Raw genomic sequence first — 19,551 nt, 5'->3', positions numbered from 1 at the left:
TGATCCCCCAGAATAGGGTGGCTTACCAATGGCCCGTGTTTTCCATGCTGAGCCACGGTTCCGCCGGAGCAAGCGCCGCGCCCTTTTGCAGTAATTCGATCGAGATATTGTCCGGTGAACGCACGAAGGCCATGTGCCCGTCACGTGGCGGTCGATTGATCACGACGCCGTTGTCTTGCAGGTGCTGGCACATCTCATAGATATTATCGACCTCATAGGCGAGGTGCCCAAAATGGCGGCTGTCGCTTGGCAATCCATCATCGCCATCCCAATTGTAGGTCAACTCAATCGGGCATTCTTCTTGACCCTCTGGCGCTAGGAACACCAAGGAAAACCGCCCACCTTCATGGTCGGTGCGCCGCGTCTCTTTCAAACCCAGCAGCTGGTAGAATTTCATCGAAGCTTCAAGGTCTTTCACCCGGACCATTGTGTGCAGATAGCGTAGTGTCATTTCATTCCTCCATGTCTCCACTTAGTTAAGCAGGATCAGGCGTGGTGTCGAGCCGTCGGAGAGGGCGCGCTGCGAAAAGATTTACGCTCATTTGGTAGGGTGTATTTTCCTGAACACGAGATATAGCGTTCGCGCCGCAAAACGGGTATCACATGAGTCTCTGATGTGCGATGACCCCAAAGGAGGCTCGGGTGCAGCAATATCACGACGCATTGCAGACCATTCTGGACCATGGTGAGACAACAACCGACCGCACCGGCACGGGCACGACGTCCTATTTCGGAATGCAATGCCGCTATCCTTTGGCCGATGGATTTCCGCTGGTGACAACCAAGAAACTGCATCTGCGGTCGATCATCCATGAGCTCCTTTGGTTCCTTAGTGGTGATACCAACATTCGCTATCTGCAGGAAAACGGTGTCACCATCTGGGATGAATGGGCGGATGAAAACGGCGACCTTGGGCCGGTATACGGTCACCAATGGCGGCGTTTCCCGGCACTTGAGCCTGTGGATGCGAAACCGGGCGAAGAGCAGCTTTATCGCAAGCGCACCGTTGATCAGATTGCTGATCTTGTTGAGATGATCAAGACTTCGCCCAACAGTCGGCGTTTGATCGTCTCGGCATGGAACCCGGGCGATGTGCCGGATATGGCTTTGCCGCCATGCCACACGCTGTGGCAGGTCAAGATCCTTGGCGGAAAATTGCATCTGCAGCTTTATCAGCGGTCAGCAGACATGTTCCTTGGCGTGCCTTTTAATATCGCCAGCTACGCGCTGTTGCAGGTGATGCTGGCGCATGTCACCGGCTATGCGCCGGGAGATTTTGTGCACACGATTGGCGACGCGCATATCTATTCCAACCATATGGAGCAGGTGAAAACGCAACTTGCGCGCACCCCAAAAGCACTGCCGGAACTGCGGTTGAAGCGCGATGTGTCATCAATATTCGACTTCAAATACGAAGATTTTGAAATTCTGAACTACGATCCTGATCCCGCGATCAAGGCACCGGTGGCGGTTTGATATGATCACTTTGATTGTTGGGCGCGACCGAAACGGCGCCATTGGCAAAGACAACGACATCCCATGGTACGCGCCCGAAGACCTCGCGTTCTTCAAAACCGAAACCCTCGGTGGGGCGGTCGTCATGGGACGGAACACTTGGGAAAGCCTGCCGTTTAAGCCTTTGAAAAACAGGTTCAATGTTGTTGTTTCCTCCCAGGACGGCATGGGAGATGTCACTGTCCGCTCGGTCGAAGAGGCCATCGCAGCATCATATGCCGCCGGCTATCAACGGATCTACAGCATGGGCGGTGCAGGGATTTATGCGGCGATGTTGCCATTGGCGGACCGGCTGTTGATCACAGAAGTCGATCTGGAGGTTGAGGACGCAGATACCTATTTCCCAACGTTCTCTGATCAAGATTGGATCCTAACACAAGAAAGGCCTTTGCGCGCGGCTGATCCGAAATGCACTGTCACGGAATATTTCCGCAAACGCTGAGGCCTGCAAAGGGATTCAAAAATATCACGCTTTTGACAAAAGCCCGGGCCGGGCCAGCAAATGCGAATTGGAAAAATTGACTGAATCTCAAAATCTTGTAGTCTACAGCTTAGAAAACACACCTTAAAAATCAGAGCAGACCAAACAGGAATAGGTGACCCGATGTTTAAGAAATCGCTGATGCTGGCGGCGCTTGTCGCCGTGGCTTCACCCGCCCATGCGACCTGCGTGATCTTCCCCTGCAAGATCAAAGAAGACCCGATTGTGGAATTCGTCCCGAAAGTGCCACCACTGACGCCTTCTGGCTGCATTTATCGTGCGGCATCTTCCAGTGACAATGTCTGTCCGGCGGGTCTGCAGCCTGTGCAGGCAGGCGGCATGATCAGCTGTGGTGTGCCCGTGGCCGGAGAAATGTGCCACACGCCGAAAGCCGTGAAAAAGGTACAAAAATCCCGGATCGTTTGTCCAGTTGGCGAAAAGGGCTGTTATACCACCAACTAAGGCCGGTGGTTCTCGCGCAGAACAAGACGCTTATGATCGGGAAGGTGAGGGGCGTTCACACGCCCCGCGCGTTCTTATGAAACTTTTAGGTCGGTTGCCATCTGACGCCCATCGCGCCCTTCTGACAGTTCAAACTCAACTTTTTGGTTGTCGGCAAGACCAGTCAATCCAGACCGTTCCACCGCGGAAATATGAACAAAAACGTCCTTGCCGCCTTCGTCCGGTGCAATAAAGCCGTAGCCTTTGGTTGTGTTAAACCATTTTACGGTGCCACTTGGCATACCGTTCTCCTTCTTCTTCCATCAGTCGCCCCGGTAACGCCGGGGTACAGCAAGTGATCCGATGGCTCGTCGCCTGAACTCCGCCAGTATGAGCGCGCGAAACAAAATGCCACGCTGGAATGATTGCACGCGCAATGTAAAAATCAAGCAAAACCCATATGAAAATGATTGCTTTACCCTAGGTAAACCTCGCGAGGAGCAAAAAAGATGCAACTTTTTGGTCTAAGAACCTGTGATACCTGCCGCAAGGCGCTGAAATCGCTACCAGAGGCCGCATTTGTGGACGTGCGCGCGGACGGTGTGCCCGCAGAGGTTTTGGCGCAGGCCCATGCCCAATTTGGCGATGCATTGGTCAACACACGCTCCACCACATGGCGCAATCTTGGCGATGCCGAGCGCGCCAAACCGGCGCTGTCCTTGCTTGCAGAGCACCCCACTTTGATGAAACGGCCCCTGATCAACAAAGACGGTACGCTTTATCTGGGGTGGGGCAAAGATGTGCAGGTGGCCTTGGCGTCCTAGGGCGCATTGCCTATCTTAAAGCAGAGCAGCGGGAGAGATTTATGAGAAACGCAGCACTGGTTCTAGGCATCATTGCCGGTATTGTCGGCATGATCGTCGGGTTTTTTGGGTGGGGTTACACGGCTGCCATCGAGTCATGGGGCGAATTAGAGGGCGTTGCAGAGCAGGTAGAAAATATCGAACTTGTCCGCTCGACATCCCTTATGGCCCCGCTTTTGGCGATTGCCGGTGGCGCAATGGCGCGCTCTCGCGCGCTCTGGGCCGGGATCCTTTTGCTGATTTCAGCAGGGTGGATGTATGTCGGGTTCGGCTTTAACGTCTTCACGATGTTCCCAATTGCCTTTGCCGGGCTTGCAGGGATCATGGCCGTCTCAGCTGGAAAACCCGACGAAGAAAAGGCGCATTTCTAAGCGCCTTTCGATCAATTATGCGGGCACAGGGGCCGTTTGGCGGCGGGCCAGAAGGCGGTCGATGGACAGTGGCCCCGCGCCTTTGATCACCAGCACCAGCAATAAGAAGACCCAAAAGGCGCGTTGATCCATGATGTGCGCGTCAGAAACACGGTCAAACCAAGCGCCAATCGTGTCGGCATCGGCGCCATGGCCGTAAATGTCGGTCAGCGACTGCATAACGACAAAACCGATCATGCCAAGTGATGCGAGACGGGTCAGCAATCCGACGACGATCAACACTGGCAGCACAAATTCGGCGACGGTGCCAGCAAAGACCACGAGCCAGTGAAATAGGCTTAGTTCGCTGGTGTTATAGCTGACCGCTTCAAGCACACGGGGCCAGATTTGCGCATAGGCCCCGGTTGAGGGTGAGAAAATACCAAAAAGCCCGTCGCCCAGTTTTGTCAGCCCAGAGTTCCAGTAATAAACGAACAGGATCGCAGCAAAGAGCAGCCGCGCCAAAGACGTCAGAATCCAGTCTTGGCTTTGCAGGCGTGAGAACACAGTATTATGCATGTTTATCAGCGTGTTCATTGATCTTCCTCATTTTGTTCGGCGGCGGTGATATTGGTGATTGCACCCTTGCTGAGCAATAAGCCAAGCACAGCGCCAAGGTCTAAGTCCTCGGCCAAATTGGATGTGATGTCAGCGGCTTCGCCCAGCGTGCGTCCGCGATGAATCTCTTTGATGAACGACGCGCCACCGGTGGGAAGAGGATGCGGTTCCGGGTCAAACTCTGGGCGCAGAACCACGACATTCTGTGCTCGGGCTTCAGGTTTGGGGCGGCCTTGGTAGGTGTTGAAGGCCCAGATGTCATAGATCGGCCAATGGGACCGAACGACTTCTAAAGACGGTGCCAATGAAAGCCGCGCGCCAGCCAAGGCCTCTGGCGCAATTTGCGCCAAAGCGTCGCCGGGCACGCCCTGACTGTCCGCCGCGTGATAGCTGCGCCGCAGGGCAAGCTCGATTTCGGCGACATCGCCCAAATAGCCAAGGTGCTGCAACGGCTGAAATTCTCGCAGGAATTGCGGGAACGCTGCACCATAATGCATCATAACAGGGGCTTCTGGCGGGGACTGTCGCAGGAACACCCCTGCAATGGCTTTGAAATTTGCCTCACCAAGTAATTTGGCGATCACCGGAAACCCGGTTTCAAGCGCCTCGGTCAGAGAGACAGCGACATTGTTGCGATAGACATCAAAGCGACTGCCAGCTGGGCGGTCGTGCGTATCGACCAGCCCGGCGGGGACGGCAATATCCACGTTTAACATGGCTGCACGAAACTCTGTCTGGGTGACAGTCATGCGCCCACCTTTAGGTTTGCAAGCGCAGCCGCCGCGCGGTCGGCCTCGGCGGACAGCACCGGCCATTCCGGCACATCTGTATCCCATTCAATCAGGATCGGGCGCGGGCCAGATTGTTCCAAGGTATGATCCAAGAGCGCCCAGACCGGATCGACGATCTCTGCGCCGTGGCTGTCAATCAACAGAGGTTTACCGTGGTCATCTTCGTCTTCATCATGCCCGCCAAGGTGAATCTCGCCCACCTGTTCCAGCGGATAATCATCGATATAGGCGCGCGGATCGTATTCAAGGTTGGTCGCTGAAACAAAAACGTTGTTCACATCCAGCAGCAACCCGCAGCCTGTGCGCTGCGCCAGTTCACGCAGGAAATCAGGTTCGGACCATGTGCTTTCAGCGAACTTCAGGTAGCTGGACGGATTCTCCAGCAGCATCTGGCGACCGATGGTGTTTTGCAATTGATCAATATGGTTAGCGACCCGCGTCAACGTTTCGGATGTATAGGGGAGCGGCAGCAAATCGTTAAAATAGCTGCCTTCATGCGTGGACCATGCAAGATGTTCAGAGAAAACCGTGGGATTAAGCCAGTCCACAAGATGTTTCAGTCGCGCAAGGTGCTCTGGATCAAGCGGGGATTCTCCGCCAATCGACAGGCCAACGCCATGCACGGAAATCGGGAATTGTTCTGCGAGGTGACGCAATTGCGCCAGCGGGCGACCACCCATGCCCATGTAGTTCTCTGCGTGGATCTCAAGCCAGCCGACATGCCCCGGATTTTCCAGCAAGTCCGAAAAATGCTGCGGCTTGTAGCCAACCCCGGGTTTCAGGGGCAGGGCGCGGGGCTGATCATGGGTGTCAAACATCGGGCGGGCCTTGGTCTATGAACGATGAATGGCCCTGCGAGGGAAGCAGGGCCAAACAGGTGTCGCAGGTGCCTTATGCTGGCAGGTCGCGATCCAGTGCTTCCAGGGACCCCATACGCGCGGTGCCGTCTGCCATTGCAGGCAGTTCGATTTCGGCGCAGGTACCTGCGTCGACCAGAGTCCAAGCGTTGCCTTGGTAGTCAACTTTGGATGTACCGGCGCATGTGGTGCCTGGGCCAGCGGCGCAGTCGTTCTTACCTGCCAGAGAAACGCCAAAGCATTTTTCTTTGTCCATTGCGTGCGCAGTGGTGGAGGTCATTGCTGTCATTGCGGCTGCAACAGAAGCGGCGGCTGCCAGAGTTTTTACAGTTTTGGACATGTGTAAGGTTCCTAAATACGGTTACGAATTCCAGCCACGTTTCGCGGCATGAGGTCACCCTAACCGGGGTCAGCACTCATTCTCCAATAACGCATTCGTGGGTCACAGCGCTGTTATCTGGCGTGAACGGATCGCGGGCGATATGGCCCAAAATAACGGAAATGCCGGGGCGTGGGCCCCGGCATTTCAAGTTTTGGACGTGAGAATTGTTACAATGGCTCAGCGGCGATCTGGTGGTGTTGCTTCGACACCAAGGCTTGTAACAATTTCGTCGAGCGTCTGGACTTGGGTTTGCTTTTCCCCAAGGCGGCGCACGGTGACCGAACGGTCCTCGACTTCCTTCTTTCCGCAGGCGAGGATGACCGGCACCTTGCCCACAGAATGCTCGCGGACCTTGTAGTTGATCTTTTCGTTGCGCAAGTCGGCCTCGGCGCGCACGCCAGCCGCTTTCAGCGCTTGGACCACTTCAAGGCAGTAATCGTTGGCATCAGACACAATCGCCGCCACAACCACCTGACGCGGGGCGAGCCAGTAGGGCAGTTTGCCTGCGTGCTCTTCGATCAGAATGCCAATAAACCGTTCAAACGACCCCAAGGTCGCGCGATGCAGCATGACCGGACGGTGCTTTTCGCCATCGGCACCGATGTAATTGGCCTCAAGACGTTCCGGTAGGTTTGCGTCCACCTGCAGCGTGCCGCATTGCCAATTCCGGCCAATGGCGTCGGTCAGGGTGAACTCCAGCTTCGGACCATAAAACGCGCCTTCGCCTTCGAGGATTTCGAAGTCGTGCCCCGCTGCCTTACAGGCATCGCCAAGTGCCTTTTCCATTTCATCCCAAGTTTCATCGGACCCGATCCGCTGTTCCGGGCGGGTCGACAGTTTGATGGTCCAATCGTTAAAACCAAGGTCGGCATAGATTTTAGACAGGAAGTCGATGAAGACTTTGGTTTCTGACGTGATCTGGTCATCGGTACAGAAGATGTGGCCATCGTCCTGCGTAAACCCGCGCACGCGCATGATACCGTGCAGCGCGCCTGATGGTTCATAACGCGCACATGACCCGAATTCGGCCATGCGCAATGGCAGGTCGCGGTAGGATTTCAGACCTTGGTTGAAGATCTGCACGTGGCACGGGCAGTTCATCGGCTTCAGGGCATTCACGGCTTTTTCGCGCGCGTGCTCCTCGTCCACTTCAACGATGAACATGTTTTCCTGGTACTTATCCCAGTGGCCGGATTTCTCCCACAGCTTGCGATCTACCACCTGAGGTGTGTTGACCTCGACATAACCGCCGCGACGTTGCTGACGGCGCATGTAATCTTGCAATTCGGTATAAACCGTCCAGCCGTTGGGGTGCCAAAAGACCTGTCCGGGTGCCTCTTCCTGCATATGATAGAGGTCCATCTCGCGGCCCAAACGACGGTGATCGCGCTTTTCGGCTTCCTCTAGGAAGGTGAGGTGCTTTTTCAGGTCTTCTTTGTTTTTGAAGGCCACACCGTAGATACGCTGTAGCATCGCGCGGTTGCTGTCGCCGCGCCAATAGGCCCCAGCAACAGACATCAACTTGAAGGCATCTGCTGGCACTTGACCTGTGTGCTGCAAGTGCGGGCCACGGCAAAGGTCTTGCCAGTCGCCATGCCAATACATGCGCAGCGGTTCATCGCCGGGAATGCTTTCGATCAGTTCGACTTTATAGGGCTCGCCACGATCTTCGTAGTATTTGACCGCAACATCGCGCTCCCAGACCTCTGTGCGGACGGGATCGCGCTTGTTGATGATCTCTTTCATCTTCTTTTCGATGAGACCGAGATCTTCGGGCGTGAAAGGCTCTTCACGGTCGAAATCATAATACCAGCCGTGTTCGATGACGGGGCCGATAGTGACTTTGACGTCGGGCCAAATCTCTTGCACGGCGCGGGCCATGATATGGGCGCAGTCGTGGCGGATCAGTTCGAGCGCCTCGGCGTCGTTGTCTTTCAACGTGTTGATTGCAATCTGCGCGTCGGCCTCAATCGGCCATGCGAGGTCCCAATGCTGGCCATCAACCGTTGCTGAAATGGCCTTTTTTGCAAGGGAAGATGCGATGGAGGCTGCGACCTCGGCAGGGGTGACGCCTGCGTCGTAGGAACGCGCGTTGCCATCGGGGAAAGTCAGGGAAATCTGGGACATGGTGTTCATCTGGGCAAGGCCAGAAGCTCCTCGTCAGTTTGGCGCCAACAGAACGCCCGGTTGCGGGTATATGGTTCGCGGGTCTTGTCGCTTGTGACGCCAAGCAAGTCAACAACAAGTCGTGACGAAGTCGTCACATGCTGCTTTTACGGAAAGCCTTGGCGATGATCTGCAGCTTGCCCATACGGTCATAAAGCGTGTTGCGCGGGATGCCCAAAGCCTCGGCAGCCTGCGCCACCTTCCCGTCGGCCTCATACAAAGCGCTTTCGATAATGCGGCGTTCATGGGTTTCCAGTCGTTCTGACAAGGTGCCCACCGTCTGGTCCATGCTGATCTGTTCCAGCTCATCCCGTACTTCACGGTTTTCAAGGATCAAGGCACGATGTGATAGGGCACGGTGCAGCGTTTCCAGCATCGTGTCGGGCGGGCAAGGTTTTTCCAGATAATCATAGGCCCCTTCTTTCAGGGCGCGTTTTGCGGTTGGCACGTCGGAATGCCCGGTCAAAAGAATGACGGGCAGATCAGGGTCCTTGGTCTGGGCAAACCGCAGTACGTCAAACCCATCGTGATCAGGCATGCGGATGTCAGACAGGATCACCCCGCGAAAATTGGACCGGATCGATCGTCGCGCCTGTGTGAACCCATTTGTTGGTATCGGATCAAGGTCTTCCAGTTCCAACGTTTGAGCGATGGAATTGCGCAGAACGGTGTCGTCTTCGATGATCAGAACTTTGGTCAGCATGTGTCACTCCGCGATTGGCAGGCTGATGGTGAACGCAGCGCCTTTGTCGAGGTTTTTACAAGACAGCGTGCCGCCAAACCGCGTGACCAAACCGTGTGACAGGGCCAGCCCCATGCCAAGCCCTTTGGAAGAGCCGAGTTCTTTGGTGGTGTAAAACGGTTCAAACACACGGGATGGATCGGCAATGCCGCTGCCGCTGTCGGAAACCGTCAAAACGGCGTTTGCGCCTTCAGTGCGAAGGTGTACCGATAGCGTTTTGACATCACTCTGGGCCATCGCATCTGCGGCGTTGGAGATGAGGTTTAGCACCACCTGTTCAAGCCGCACGCGGCCAGCGATGACCTCTATTGGGGCGGATGGCAGCGCGACCGAAACATCAATGCCGGCTTCACGCAAACTATCGTCCATGGCGCTGAGAGAGGCGCGCACGACATCGCAAAAATCAATCCGGTCGGTCGGGGCCACCTCTTGCCGTGCAAAGGCGCGCAGGTTGCCGATGATCCGTTTGATGCGTTCAACCTGGCTGGAGATCATCGTAAGGTTTTCGCTGGCCCGGTCCGGTCTGTCGCGTTCCAGAAACTTTTTAGAGTTCTCGGCGAAATTCATTATTGCCGCGAGCGGCTGGTTGATTTCGTGGCTCACCCCGGCAGACAGCCGCCCCAGCGCCGCCAGCTTTGACGCCTCGACCAACTCATCCTGCGCATTGCGCAACTCCTCGGTGCGTTCCTCAACGCGGGCTTCCAGCGTCGCGGAATACTGTGCCTCAAGTTCTAGGCGCCGTCTTTGCTGCGCTGCCACCGCCGCGACAAGACCTATGATCAAAACCAGCGTCGCCGCCAAGAGCGCGCGAACAATGGCCGTATTCCTTGCCTGCTGCGTTTCAAGAAATATTTGCGCCGTCAGATCAAAGTGCGGCACATAGGCCGACAAGATCAGCGCTTCTTTCTCGGGTGTGCCTGGCAGCGCGTATTGATAGACCTGATCCCCCGCAGTCCGGCTGGTGGGACGCAGGTGGAAATCAAATGTGTCCGAGGAGTCCAAAAGCGGGAACAGTGCAATGCTGGCGCGGTTGGTCGAAAAGGCGGTTTGCCTGTCATCCAGAAACACAATCACTTCGGGCGTCACAGGCCATTCAAATTCCAGCGCTGCAACATCAGCCGTGACCACCAGCGCAGCGATCGGATCAGCAGCAGAAGTCGTCACGCCGCGGCTGAATTGGAAAAACCGATTTTCGCCTTCGATTGTCTGCGAATAGCCCAATCGCCCATTCAAAGCCGCTTGGATCAATTTGTCAGAGGCAGGTGCCGGCGCAAATGCAGAAGTCGCCAAGGGCGTGCCATCCGGTGCATAAAGGTCGATGCGCGTCGCGCCATAGGTCAGCGCGTAGTCGGTCAGATCATCGGATACACTTTCTAAGTCACCTTCCATAACTGTGGTGACCAAATGCGGTGCACCAGCAATGAAATTTGTCTGCGCGCGCAAGGCATCGATTTGCAGTCGCAATCGCGAAGACGCCTCATTCAAACGTGCCTCGCCACTGATCTTCAGGGCTTTGAATTCGTCGCGAAGCGTCGCATGATAAACCCAATAGGCCGCCACGAATCCGAGGGCTGCACAGATCAGGGCAGGTCGGATAAAGGTTCGAATCACGGTGGCGACTCCGGTGATGGGGCTAGGTATTGGTCGCTGATTGCTCCTTGTGGCACAAGATTTTTTGTCCGAAAATTCGGGCAAACGCGTTTCTGAAATCGAGGTGATGGCGTAAGGTTTTGAAATTGTGACTATTTTTTGGGCGTTAGGTTTCCCCCTTGTCACAAATTCTGGCGAATACGCCAATAGCACCATCAGCGCAGAGGAGCGCTTAGATTAGGGAGACCACTATGAAAACGATTTTGAAAGCGGCTTGTGTCGCCGCAGTTGCAAGTCTACCGTCCGTTGCATTCGCAGCCTGTGACGAAGGCGAGATCGTGGTGAAGTTCAGCCACGTAACCAACACAGACAAACACCCAAAGGGCATCGCTGCGGCGCTTCTAGAAAAGCGCATCAACGAAGAGATGGACGGCAAGATGTGCCTTGAGGTGTTCCCGAACTCGACACTTTACAACGACAACAAAGTGCTCGAAGCGATGCTGCAAGGCGACGTTCAACTGGCGGCCCCTTCGCTGTCAAAGTTCGAAAAATTCACCAAGCAGTTCCGCATTTTTGACCTGCCATTCATGTTCAAAAACATCGAAGCCGTCGAGGCGTTCCAAGCGTCTGACAGCGGTCAGGCGATGCTGGATAGCATGCAACGCCGCGGCCTGCAGGGGCTGGCCTATTGGCACAATGGCATGAAGCAGATGTCAGCCAACAAGCCGCTGCTTTTGCCCACCGATGCAAACGGGCTGAAATTCCGCGTGCAATCTTCTGACGTGCTGGTCGCACAGATGGAAGCCATGGGTGGTAGCCCGCAGAAAATGGCGTTCTCTGAGGTATACGGCGCATTGCAGCAAGGCGTTGTGGATGGACAGGAAAACACATGGTCCAACATCTACGGCAAGAAGTTCTTCGAGGTTCAGGACGGCATCACCGAAACAGACCACGGTATTCTGGACTACCTGCTTGTGACATCGGTGGATTGGCTTGATGGCCTGCCTGAAGATGTGCGTGAAGAATTTCTGACAATCGTGGCCGAGGTCACTGCGACCCGCAATGCTGAATCCACTTCGGTGAACCTCGCAGCGCGCCAGTCTATCATTGATGCAGGCGGCGTTGTCCGCACGCTGAGCGAGGATCAGCGCGAAGCATGGGTGACGGCGATGAAGCCAGTTTGGGCTCAATTCGCTGAGGATGTAGGCCAAGAGAACATCGACGCCGCGCAATCCATCAACGCAGCGATCAACTAATCATTCCCAACAATCCATGGCGTCGTGTCCTTCACGACGCCATTTTATCAAGGAGGAGGAGCGACATGACTGCCGCGTCCCATGCCTCGTCGCGCATGGACCGTCTGGAAGAGACGATCATCGCGATTATCCTAGGGGTCATGACATTGCTGACGTTTGCAAATGTCGTTGCCCGCTACGGTTTCAATTCCAATATCTTCTATGCGCTTGAACTGACGGTGTTTCTGTTTGCCTGGTTGGTGCTTTTGGGGGCAAGTTACGCCGTCAAGAAAACGTTGCACCTAGGTGTGGACGCATTGGTCAACACGGCCCCTGCATCCCTGCGCCGCCCTCTCGCGCTGTTTGTCGTGGCTGTTTGCCTGGCCTATGCGCTCTTGTTGCTGAAAGGCGCGTGGGACTATTGGGCTCCCTTTGCCAACTTGCCACCCACCGAGGGGCGTTGGTTCCCGACCGGGTTTGACACCGGTGTGCGCGGGCAGGGGTGGTATGAGACCCAAGACATTCCAGTCCCGTTCTTCTTGCGCTGGCTCGAGCCGGTGTTCAACGAAGGCTATGAATACGAAAAGCTTCCCAAGCTAGTGCCCTATCTGGTGATGCCATTGTCGATGGCTTTGCTTGTCCTGCGGTTTGTGCAAGCGGGTCTGAAAGTGTGGCGTGGCCAGCTTGATATGCTGATCGTGAGCCACGAAGCCGAAGACGACGTCGCCAAAGCGGCGGCCAAGCTTCAGGAGTAAATCAGATGGAAATCTTAATTCTTTTTGGTCTGATCGTAGGCCTGATGCTGATTGGCGTGCCGATTGCAGTAAGCCTTGGCTTTTCATCCATCCTGTTCCTGCTGATCTTTTCGGACAGTTCGCTGGCATCGGTGGCGCAGACTTTGTTTGAGGCATTCGAAGGTCACTCGACCCTATTGGCGATCCCATTCTTCATCTTGGCCTCCAGCTTTATGTCGACAGGTGGCGTGGCGCAGCGGATCATTCGCTTTTCCATCGCGTTGGTCGGGCATTTTCGCGGTGGGCTGGCGATTTCGGGTGTGCTTGCCTGCATGATGTTCGCCGCATTGTCGGGCAGTTCCCCGGCAACGGTTGTCGCCATTGGCTCCATTGTGATCGCCGCGATGCGGCAGGTTGGGTACACCAAGGAATTCGCAGCGGGTGTCATCGCCAACGCGGGCACTTTGGGCATTCTGATCCCGCCTTCCATCGTGATGGTTGTCTATGCGGCGGCTGTTGAGGTGTCGGTGGGCCGGATGTTCCTTGCAGGCGTCATTCCCGGCATTATGGCGGGCACCATGCTGATGATCGGCATCTATGTGATGGCGCGGATCAAAAACATGCCTGCAGGTGAGTTCGCAGGCTTTGGCGAAATCTGGGCCAGCTTGAAAGACGCGATCTGGGGTCTGTTGCTGATCGTCATCATCATGGTCGGCATCTATGGCATCCCCGGTGTGACGGGCGCGATCTTTACACCAACCGAAGCGGCGGCTGTGGCCTCTGTCTATGCTTTCTTGGTAGCAACCTACATTTACCGCGATATGGGGCCGCTTGCCGGCGAGGACGGGGATCGCACGTCGCTGCTCCGGCGCCCGCAAGCCCTTGTGACCGCCCTTTGGCACAAGGACACGGTTGCCACGCTGCGGGATGCAGGCAAGCTGATCATCACGCTGATGTTTGTCATCGCCAACGCGCTGCTGCTGAAACACGTCATCACGGATGAGCAACTGCCGCAAAAGATCACAGAATGGATGCTCGGCTACGGCTTTGGTCCGGTCATGTTCCTTGTGATCGTGAACGTAATCTTGCTGATCGGCGGCCAGTTCATGGAACCTTCGGGGCTCTTGGTCATCGTTGCACCTTTGGTGTTCCCAATTGCGATGGAACTGGGCATCGACCCCATCCATTTGGGCATCATCATGGTGGTCAATATGGAGATCGGCATGATCACACCGCCGGTTGGTCTGAACCTCTTTGTGACTGCAGGGGTGGCCAATATGTCGATGATGGGTGTGGTGCGGGCAGCGCTGCCCTTCCTGGCCATCATGTTCGTGTTCCTGATCCTTGTGACCTACGTCCCGTGGATATCGACGGTCTTGCCGAACGCGGTCATGGGACCAGAGATCATCACAAACTAGGTCGCATTATCGATCTGACGCGCAGGGCTGCCATTGGTCGCCCTGCGTTTGTGTGTCCACTTTGCAAATCGCTTTGACCGACCTTTCCAACTCAGGTTTAAGAACGGGGAGCAAAGAATGAGGTCCCCATGGTTCAGTTTCTGACAACTCCGCACGGTCGCAAGATCGCCTATCACAAAACAGAGGTGCAGGGGCCATGCGTCGTGTTCCTGGGCGGGCTAAAGTCGGACATGGAGGGCACCAAAGCCATCCATCTTGAGGCATGGTGCAAGGCGCAGGGGCGCGCGTTTTTGCGGTTTGACTATTCTGGTCACGGAGAAAGCTCTGGCCGGTTCGAAGAGGGTTGCATTGGCGATTGGCATGAGGATTCCCTTGAGGCCGTGAATACGCTGATCGACGGACCTTACGTTTTGGTTGGCTCGTCTATGGGTGGTTGGCAGGCTTTGCTGCTGGCCAAAGCACAGCCGGACCGTTTGGCGGGCTTGGTCACCATTGCCGCTGCGCCTGATTTCACTGAAGACAGCTATTGGGCCGGTTTCAGCGATGATCAAAAGGCCGCTTTGGAATCCGTGGGACATGTCGAATTGCCGAGCGACTATATGGAGCCCTACATAATCACCAAACGCATGATCGAAGACGGTCGCAAGAACCTTGTCCTGCGCAGCCCAATGACGTTTGACTGCCCGGTACGGTTTCTGCAGGGCACAGCAGACACGGCTGTTTCAACGGACACAGCAATACGGCTGCTAGAGCATGCACAGGGCGATGACATCCGATTGACGCTTGTCAAAGACGCAGATCACCGGTTCTCGGATGAGACCTGTTTAAAACTGATTGAAGAGGCTGTTCTGGATGTGATCAACCTGTCGCGCTGACGATCAATCACATCCGATACAACAGAGTTCCACGCGGCCTTACGCGGCCGCGTTTTTGTTTGCTGGTTTCTTCTGCGGCTCTGGGCTGTTGCTCTGGATGAAATCCAAAACCAGCGGGCGGATATTATTGCGCCAGCTGCGACCTGCGAAGATGCCATAGTGACCGGCTTCGGGTTCGACGTAACTTGCTTTCTTTTCGTCCGGCAGACCGGTCAGCAGATCCAGCGCGGCAACACATTGGCCGGGGGCCGATATATCATCTTTCGCGCCTTCAACGGTTTTCACCGCGACCGTGGTGATCTTGCCAATGTCGACCTTATGACCCGCAACAACGAATTCGTTGTTCGCGATTTCCCCGTTCTTAAAGATGCGTTCAACCGTCGACAGATAAAACTCTGCAGGCATATCCATGACAGCAAGGTATTCGTCATAGAAACGGTTGTGTGCGTCGTGATCAGAGGCTTCGCCCTTCATCACGCGCGTAATTTGATTCATAAAGGCCTGCGAATGGCGCTCTGCGTTCATCGACATGAAGGAACTCAGCTGCAGCAGTCCGGGATAGACCTTGCGCCCAACGCCAGCATATTTAAAGCCAACGCGTTGGATCATGGTTTCCTGCAATTGCCCCATGGACACACGGTGACCAAAGTCGGTCACGTCGGTCGCATTTGCATTCGGGTCAATCGGGCCACCAATCAACGTCAAAGTGCGCGGCTGCGCCTTTGGGTCTTGTTCTGCCAGATAAGCGGTCGCGGCCAGCGTCAGCGGTGCTGGCTGACAAATCGCAATGACATGGGTTTCGGGCCCCAACTCTCGCATGAAGTCGACAAGGTAGAGCGTGTAGTCTTCGACGTCGAACTTGCCAGCAGAGACCGGAATGTCGCGGGCGTTGTGCCAATCGGTTACGTAAACTTCACAATCCGGCAATAGGGAGATCACGGTTGAACGCAGGAGCGTCGCGTAGTGACCAGACATTGGCGCAACCAGCATCACCTGTTTGCGCTTGCGCTTGCGGCCTTGGACGGAAAAATGAATCAGATCGCCGAAATCACGTTCCACGACTGTTTCAATTTGGACCACGTGGTCTTTGCCGTCTTCGCAGGTGAAAGAATGGATGCCCCAATCAGGTTTAGTGACCATGCGCGCGTATGTACGCTCGGTCACTTCGCCCCAGGCCCCCATCCAATGCAGGGCGGGGTTCGGCACCATGGAAAACATGGGGTAGGCAGTCATGGCTTTAGCGGTCGCGCCCAGCCATTGGTTGGTGTTGCGGACAGTTTCCATCAGGTCGTAGGTGGCCATGTATCGCATTGGCGTCTCCTAAGTTTCCTCGCTATTGTACGAGGTATTAAGGCCGACTCCCCTTCGGCCGCACACAATTGCTGCGTAGCAGCGACGATAAGGTCTGGTGATTGATATGACAACTGACGACGGTGCCGCAGTCGCGAAATACGAGGAACTTAACAAGAATTTAGAGAAAGTAGAGCAACTTTCTCAACGTCTGGTTGAAATAATGGCCAAACATAGTCCGGTCCGACCAGAACTGGCCGCACCGAATCAAGATGTCTTTACCAATGCAGCGACCGCCTATTGGGCAGAGATGGTCGATAACCCATCTAAAGTGCTTGAACAGCAGATGGAGTTCTGGGGGAAGTCGGTCAAACACTTTGTCGAGGCGCAGCACATGCTGGCACAAGGCAAACTGGAAGCGCCCGAAGACCCAACCCCAACAGACCGACGTTTTGCCAACCCGCTCTGGCAAAGCAATCCCTATTTCAACTTTATCAAACAGCAATACATGCTGAACGCCGAAGCGATCCGTAACGCTGTGGATTCAATAGAAGATTTACCCTCAAAGGAACGCGCGAGACTGAAGTATTTCTCGGACCAAATCGTCGACATGATGGCGCCGACGAACTTTCTTGGCACCAATCCAGATGCGTTGGAAAAGGCAGTTGAGACCGAAGGGAAGTCCCTGATTGCAGGCTTAGAAAACCTGATCCGTGACTTAGAGGCCAACAATGGCGAGTTGATAGTAAAGCTCGCGGACGAAAATGCGTTTGAACTTGGCAAGAACGTTGCGACCACGCCAGGCAAGGTGGTTTTCCGCAATCGCATGATGGAGCTTTTGCAATATGCTCCGACCACAGATCAGGTCCATGAGATCCCGCTGGTGATTTTTCCGCCTTGGATCAACAAATATTACATTTTGGACCTCAAGGAAAAGAATAGCCTAATCAAATGGCTGGTGGATCAAGGATACACCGTATTTGTGGTCAGCTGGGTTAACCCGGATCGGTCCTTCGCAAATGTCAGCCTCGAAGACTACATCGAAGAGGGCTATCTGGTTGCGATGGATGAGGTCAAGAAATTGACCAAGCAAAAGCAACTCAATGTTGTGGGCTATTGCATCGCCGGCACCACGCTGAACCTGACTTTGTCGCTGTTGAAAAAGCGGGGCGACAAATCCATCAAATCCGCGACCTTCTTTACGACATTGACGGATTTCGCAGACCAAGGCGAATTCACGCCCTTCCTGCAGGACGATTTTGTCGATGGCATCGAGGAAGAGGCGGATGAAGAAGGCATCTTGCGCTCCTTTATTATGCAGCGCACCTTCAGCTTCCTGCGCTCCAATGACCTAATCTACGGTCCCGCCATTCGCAGTTACATGATGGGGGAAGCGCCGCCGGCCTTTGATCTGTTGTACTGGAACGGCGATGGGTCGGGCTTGCCGGGCGTTATGGTGGTGCAGTATCTGCGCAAACTTTGCCAGCAAAACCAATTTGTGGACGAGGGCATTGAGATGTTTGGCGAGAAGCTGCACATCAGCGACGTGACGTTGCCCATCTGCGCAGTCACCTGTGAGACCGACCATATTGCGCGTTGGAAAGATTGCTATCGGGGCTTCCAGCAGACCAAAAGCAAAAACCGCACCTTTATCGTTTCTGAGTCTGGCCACATCGCAGGTATCGTCAATCCACCCAGCAAGAAGAAATACGGGCACTACACCAACAAGGATCTGAATCTTTCTGCGGATGAGTGGATCGAGAAAGCAGAATACACCGAAGGGTCTTGGTGGCCGCGTTGGGACACATGGTTGTCATCTCAGTCTGGGAAGATGATCCCAGCGCGCGAACCGGGCGATTCGGATCATCCTCCGCTAGAGGATGCACCGGGGTCTTACGTAAAGATCCAAGCAACGCGTTGATCTCAAATTGAAATTAATTTTGCTGCGATGCAGAAAAAATACTTGAAATGCTGCAGTGCGGCATGTATATAGTTTGCAGATGCAGAAACTGCGGGATAGGCCCGCACATCTATGTAGGATTAAGACAATGGCAAAAACTCAAGATATGACCGCCGTTCTGAAAGACATGATGGGCGCATTTCCAGTGGACACTTCCGCTCTGGACGACGCGTTCAAAAGCACTGCAGAACTGAACGAAAAACTGGCTGGCGTTGCGCTGGAAGCTGCAGAGAAATCCTCTGAAATCTCTTCCAAGTGGACCAAAGACACTCTGACCAAACTGGCAGATATGTCCAAAGCGAAACCAGAGCCTGCAGACTACGCGAAAGCAATGACTGACTTCGCATCTGCGCAGGCTGAAGTTGCTGCGGAAAATATGGCGGCCTTCGCTGAAGTTGCGAAAAAAGTTCAATCCGAAACTGTTGAACTGATGATGTCTGCTTCCAAAGAAGCAACTGAAGGCGCAACTGCAGCTGTTAAGAAAGCAACTGCGGACGCAACTGCAGCAGCGAAAAAAGCTGCTAAGTAAGCACAGCTACTTATTGGACAATGTCCAAAAGGATCGGGCGAGCCTCAGGCTCGCCCTTTCTTTTTGTTCTGCACTCGCATAAGCTTTTCTGCAATGCTGCATAATAGGGAGGCTGCCCGTGGCTGAGACCAAATCGCCGCTGTTGATTAAGCGCTATGCGAGCCGTCGACTGTATAACACTGAAACCAGCGATTACGTGACATTGGAGGATATTGCATCTTTCATCCGCGACGGGCGCGAAGTTCAGATTGTCGACCTAAAAACCGGCGATGACCTGACACGGCAATATCTTTTGCAGATCATAGCTGAACACGAAAGCCGCGGCGAAAACATGTTGCCGATCAATGTGCTGACGGACCTCGTGCGTTCTTATACAAATCAAGCGCAAAGTGTAGTGCCGCAGTTCTTGGCGACCAGTTTTGAAATGCTGCGTGAAAGCCAATCCAAGATGGTTGAGAACATGTCGTCGATAAATCCGATGGCGGCCATGCAGGCGCAGCAAGAAGCCTTTTTGAAGGCCATGACTGGCAAAATGGGGAGCTGGCCGGGCTCGACCGTGCCTGCTGAAGAGCCAGAAGTGGCGGCCAAGGAAGATGGCGAAGCGCTTGACGATATAAAGAAACAGCTCGCCGACCTTCAAGCCAAGCTGTCAAAGCTGTCCTAAAACAAAAAAGGCCCCGTTTGGGGCCTTTGCTTTGCCAGCATCCCGTTCGG

The 19,551-nt window shown here is 54.7% G+C and carries 22 protein-coding genes; 12 read left to right on the top strand and 10 right to left on the bottom strand.

The window, feature by feature from the left end:
- Positions 1–22 precede the first annotated feature (22 nt).
- Positions 23–451 (bottom strand): VOC family protein, encoded by a 429-nt coding sequence (locus BUA39_RS12920; protein ID WP_072793629.1) that lies wholly within the window; start codon positions 449–451, stop codon positions 23–25.
- 191 nt (positions 452–642) lie between these two features.
- Here BUA39_RS12920 and BUA39_RS12915 point away from each other — a divergent pair, with 191 nt between their 5' ends.
- The 3 genes from BUA39_RS12915 (at position 643) to BUA39_RS12905 (ending at position 2,458) form a co-directional block, all read left to right on the top strand.
- The gene (locus BUA39_RS12915) at positions 643–1,476 is read left to right on the top strand and encodes a thymidylate synthase (protein ID WP_072793739.1); all 834 of its coding nucleotides are present in this window, start codon (positions 643–645) and stop codon (positions 1,474–1,476) included.
- A 1-nt stretch (position 1,477) separates the two neighbouring features.
- Positions 1,478–1,957, top strand: a complete 480-nt coding sequence (locus BUA39_RS12910; protein WP_072793628.1) for a dihydrofolate reductase — start codon at positions 1,478–1,480, stop codon at positions 1,955–1,957.
- A 162-nt stretch (positions 1,958–2,119) separates the two neighbouring features.
- Entirely contained in the window at positions 2,120–2,458 is a 339-nt protein-coding gene (locus BUA39_RS12905) for a hypothetical protein (protein WP_072793627.1), read from the top strand.
- Between the two features lie 74 nt (positions 2,459–2,532).
- Here the strand turns inward: BUA39_RS12905 and BUA39_RS12900 are convergent, their stop codons facing one another.
- The gene (locus BUA39_RS12900) at positions 2,533–2,739 is read right to left on the bottom strand and encodes a cold-shock protein (RefSeq protein ID WP_072793626.1); all 207 of its coding nucleotides are present in this window, start codon (positions 2,737–2,739) and stop codon (positions 2,533–2,535) included.
- Between the two features lie 207 nt (positions 2,740–2,946).
- Between BUA39_RS12900 and BUA39_RS12895 the strand changes: the two genes are divergently transcribed.
- Together BUA39_RS12895 and BUA39_RS12890 are read left to right on the top strand one after the other, a co-directional pair.
- Entirely contained in the window at positions 2,947–3,261 is a 315-nt protein-coding gene (locus BUA39_RS12895; protein ID WP_072793625.1) for an ArsC/Spx/MgsR family protein, read from the top strand.
- 41 nt (positions 3,262–3,302) lie between these two features.
- The gene (locus BUA39_RS12890) at positions 3,303–3,671 is read left to right on the top strand and encodes a hypothetical protein (RefSeq protein WP_072793624.1); all 369 of its coding nucleotides are present in this window, start codon (positions 3,303–3,305) and stop codon (positions 3,669–3,671) included.
- 15 nt (positions 3,672–3,686) lie between these two features.
- Here the strand turns inward: BUA39_RS12890 and BUA39_RS12885 are convergent, their stop codons facing one another.
- The 7 genes from BUA39_RS12885 to BUA39_RS12855 form a co-directional block, all read right to left on the bottom strand.
- Positions 3,687–4,247 carry a DoxX family protein gene (locus tag BUA39_RS12885; RefSeq protein WP_072793623.1) on the bottom strand — a complete coding sequence of 187 codons (561 nt, stop codon included), beginning with the start codon at positions 4,245–4,247 and terminating at the stop codon, positions 3,687–3,689.
- A complete protein-coding gene (locus tag BUA39_RS12880) occupies positions 4,244–5,017 on the bottom strand; it encodes an HvfC/BufC N-terminal domain-containing protein (RefSeq protein ID WP_072793622.1) in 774 nt (257 codons plus the stop codon). The genes BUA39_RS12885 and BUA39_RS12880 overlap by 4 nt, the downstream gene beginning before the upstream one ends.
- A complete protein-coding gene (gene bufB / locus BUA39_RS12875) occupies positions 5,014–5,877 on the bottom strand; it encodes an MNIO family bufferin maturase (RefSeq protein WP_072793621.1) in 864 nt (287 codons plus the stop codon). The genes BUA39_RS12880 and bufB overlap by 4 nt, the downstream gene beginning before the upstream one ends.
- A 73-nt stretch (positions 5,878–5,950) precedes the next feature.
- Positions 5,951–6,256: a BufA1 family periplasmic bufferin-type metallophore gene (locus BUA39_RS12870; RefSeq protein ID WP_072793620.1), complete on the bottom strand. Its 306-nt coding sequence runs from the start codon at positions 6,254–6,256 to the stop codon at positions 5,951–5,953.
- A 219-nt stretch (positions 6,257–6,475) separates the two neighbouring features.
- The gene (gene thrS / locus BUA39_RS12865; RefSeq protein WP_072793738.1) at positions 6,476–8,425 is read right to left on the bottom strand and encodes a threonine--tRNA ligase; all 1,950 of its coding nucleotides are present in this window, start codon (positions 8,423–8,425) and stop codon (positions 6,476–6,478) included.
- Positions 8,426–8,558: 133 nt separating this feature from the next.
- Entirely contained in the window at positions 8,559–9,167 is a 609-nt protein-coding gene (locus tag BUA39_RS12860; RefSeq protein ID WP_072793619.1) for a response regulator, read from the bottom strand.
- 3 nt (positions 9,168–9,170) lie between these two features.
- Positions 9,171–10,817 (bottom strand): sensor histidine kinase, encoded by a 1,647-nt coding sequence (locus BUA39_RS12855; protein ID WP_165610525.1) that lies wholly within the window; start codon positions 10,815–10,817, stop codon positions 9,171–9,173.
- Positions 10,818–11,047: 230 nt separating this feature from the next.
- On the opposite strand from BUA39_RS12855, the gene BUA39_RS12850 reads away from it, so the two are divergent.
- The 4 genes from BUA39_RS12850 to BUA39_RS12835 all read left to right on the top strand — a co-directional run bounded on the left by BUA39_RS12850 (position 11,048) and on the right by BUA39_RS12835 (position 15,058).
- The gene (locus tag BUA39_RS12850; RefSeq protein WP_072793617.1) at positions 11,048–12,052 is read left to right on the top strand and encodes a DctP family TRAP transporter solute-binding subunit; all 1,005 of its coding nucleotides are present in this window, start codon (positions 11,048–11,050) and stop codon (positions 12,050–12,052) included.
- Positions 12,053–12,117: 65 nt separating this feature from the next.
- Positions 12,118–12,786: a TRAP transporter small permease gene (locus BUA39_RS12845; RefSeq protein ID WP_072793616.1), complete on the top strand. Its 669-nt coding sequence runs from the start codon at positions 12,118–12,120 to the stop codon at positions 12,784–12,786.
- Positions 12,787–12,791: 5 nt separating this feature from the next.
- Positions 12,792–14,183 (top strand): TRAP transporter large permease, encoded by a 1,392-nt coding sequence (locus BUA39_RS12840; protein WP_072793615.1) that lies wholly within the window; start codon positions 12,792–12,794, stop codon positions 14,181–14,183.
- Positions 14,184–14,311: 128 nt separating this feature from the next.
- The gene (locus BUA39_RS12835; protein ID WP_072793614.1) at positions 14,312–15,058 is read left to right on the top strand and encodes an alpha/beta hydrolase; all 747 of its coding nucleotides are present in this window, start codon (positions 14,312–14,314) and stop codon (positions 15,056–15,058) included.
- A gap of 39 nt (positions 15,059–15,097) precedes the next feature.
- Here BUA39_RS12835 and phaZ read toward each other — a convergent pair whose 3' ends face one another.
- Positions 15,098–16,369, bottom strand: a complete 1,272-nt coding sequence (phaZ, locus tag BUA39_RS12830) for a polyhydroxyalkanoate depolymerase (protein ID WP_072793613.1) — start codon at positions 16,367–16,369, stop codon at positions 15,098–15,100.
- Between the two features lie 106 nt (positions 16,370–16,475).
- Between phaZ and phaC the strand changes: the two genes are divergently transcribed.
- The 3 genes from phaC (at position 16,476) to phaR (ending at position 19,501) form a co-directional block, all read left to right on the top strand.
- A complete protein-coding gene (gene phaC / locus BUA39_RS12825; protein WP_072793612.1) occupies positions 16,476–18,269 on the top strand; it encodes a class I poly(R)-hydroxyalkanoic acid synthase in 1,794 nt (597 codons plus the stop codon).
- Positions 18,270–18,396: 127 nt separating this feature from the next.
- On the top strand, positions 18,397–18,837 hold the full coding sequence (locus BUA39_RS12820) for a phasin family protein (protein ID WP_072793611.1): 441 nt from the start codon (positions 18,397–18,399) through the stop codon (positions 18,835–18,837).
- Between the two features lie 118 nt (positions 18,838–18,955).
- Positions 18,956–19,501: a polyhydroxyalkanoate synthesis repressor PhaR gene (phaR, locus tag BUA39_RS12815; RefSeq protein WP_072793610.1), complete on the top strand. Its 546-nt coding sequence runs from the start codon at positions 18,956–18,958 to the stop codon at positions 19,499–19,501.
- Positions 19,502–19,551 lie beyond the last annotated feature (50 nt).

The organism is Cognatishimia maritima (assembly GCF_900129685.1).
Classification (GTDB): Bacteria; Pseudomonadota; Alphaproteobacteria; order Rhodobacterales; family Rhodobacteraceae; genus Cognatishimia; species Cognatishimia maritima.
This window is presented reverse-complemented; position numbering and strand designations above follow the sequence as displayed.

Excerpts from the sequence above, each read along its gene's own strand:
- BUA39_RS12850 (WP_072793617.1), top strand. The coding sequence starts at position 11,048 with ATGAAAACGATTTTGAAAGCGGCTTGTGTCGCCGCAGTTGCAAGTCTA.
- BUA39_RS12895 (WP_072793625.1), top strand. The coding sequence starts at position 2,947 with ATGCAACTTTTTGGTCTAAGAACCTGTGATACCTGCCGCAAGGCGCTG.
- BUA39_RS12900 (WP_072793626.1), bottom strand. The coding sequence starts at position 2,739 with ATGCCAAGTGGCACCGTAAAATGGTTTAACACAACCAAAGGCTACGGC.
- BUA39_RS12905 (WP_072793627.1), top strand. The coding sequence starts at position 2,120 with ATGTTTAAGAAATCGCTGATGCTGGCGGCGCTTGTCGCCGTGGCTTCA.
- BUA39_RS12840 (WP_072793615.1), top strand. The coding sequence starts at position 12,792 with ATGGAAATCTTAATTCTTTTTGGTCTGATCGTAGGCCTGATGCTGATT.
- phaC (WP_072793612.1), top strand. The coding sequence starts at position 16,476 with ATGACAACTGACGACGGTGCCGCAGTCGCGAAATACGAGGAACTTAAC.
- BUA39_RS12890 (WP_072793624.1), top strand. The coding sequence starts at position 3,303 with ATGAGAAACGCAGCACTGGTTCTAGGCATCATTGCCGGTATTGTCGGC.
- BUA39_RS12885 (WP_072793623.1), bottom strand. The coding sequence starts at position 4,247 with ATGAACACGCTGATAAACATGCATAATACTGTGTTCTCACGCCTGCAA.
- BUA39_RS12920 (WP_072793629.1), bottom strand. The coding sequence starts at position 451 with ATGACACTACGCTATCTGCACACAATGGTCCGGGTGAAAGACCTTGAA.
- thrS (WP_072793738.1), bottom strand. The coding sequence starts at position 8,425 with ATGTCCCAGATTTCCCTGACTTTCCCCGATGGCAACGCGCGTTCCTAC.
- BUA39_RS12860 (WP_072793619.1), bottom strand. The coding sequence starts at position 9,167 with ATGCTGACCAAAGTTCTGATCATCGAAGACGACACCGTTCTGCGCAAT.
- BUA39_RS12880 (WP_072793622.1), bottom strand. The coding sequence starts at position 5,017 with ATGACTGTCACCCAGACAGAGTTTCGTGCAGCCATGTTAAACGTGGAT.
- bufB (WP_072793621.1), bottom strand. The coding sequence starts at position 5,877 with ATGTTTGACACCCATGATCAGCCCCGCGCCCTGCCCCTGAAACCCGGG.
- BUA39_RS12870 (WP_072793620.1), bottom strand. The coding sequence starts at position 6,256 with ATGTCCAAAACTGTAAAAACTCTGGCAGCCGCCGCTTCTGTTGCAGCC.
- BUA39_RS12820 (WP_072793611.1), top strand. The coding sequence starts at position 18,397 with ATGGCAAAAACTCAAGATATGACCGCCGTTCTGAAAGACATGATGGGC.
- BUA39_RS12845 (WP_072793616.1), top strand. The coding sequence starts at position 12,118 with ATGACTGCCGCGTCCCATGCCTCGTCGCGCATGGACCGTCTGGAAGAG.
- BUA39_RS12835 (WP_072793614.1), top strand. The coding sequence starts at position 14,312 with ATGGTTCAGTTTCTGACAACTCCGCACGGTCGCAAGATCGCCTATCAC.
- phaZ (WP_072793613.1), bottom strand. The coding sequence starts at position 16,369 with ATGCGATACATGGCCACCTACGACCTGATGGAAACTGTCCGCAACACC.
- BUA39_RS12910 (WP_072793628.1), top strand. The coding sequence starts at position 1,478 with ATGATCACTTTGATTGTTGGGCGCGACCGAAACGGCGCCATTGGCAAA.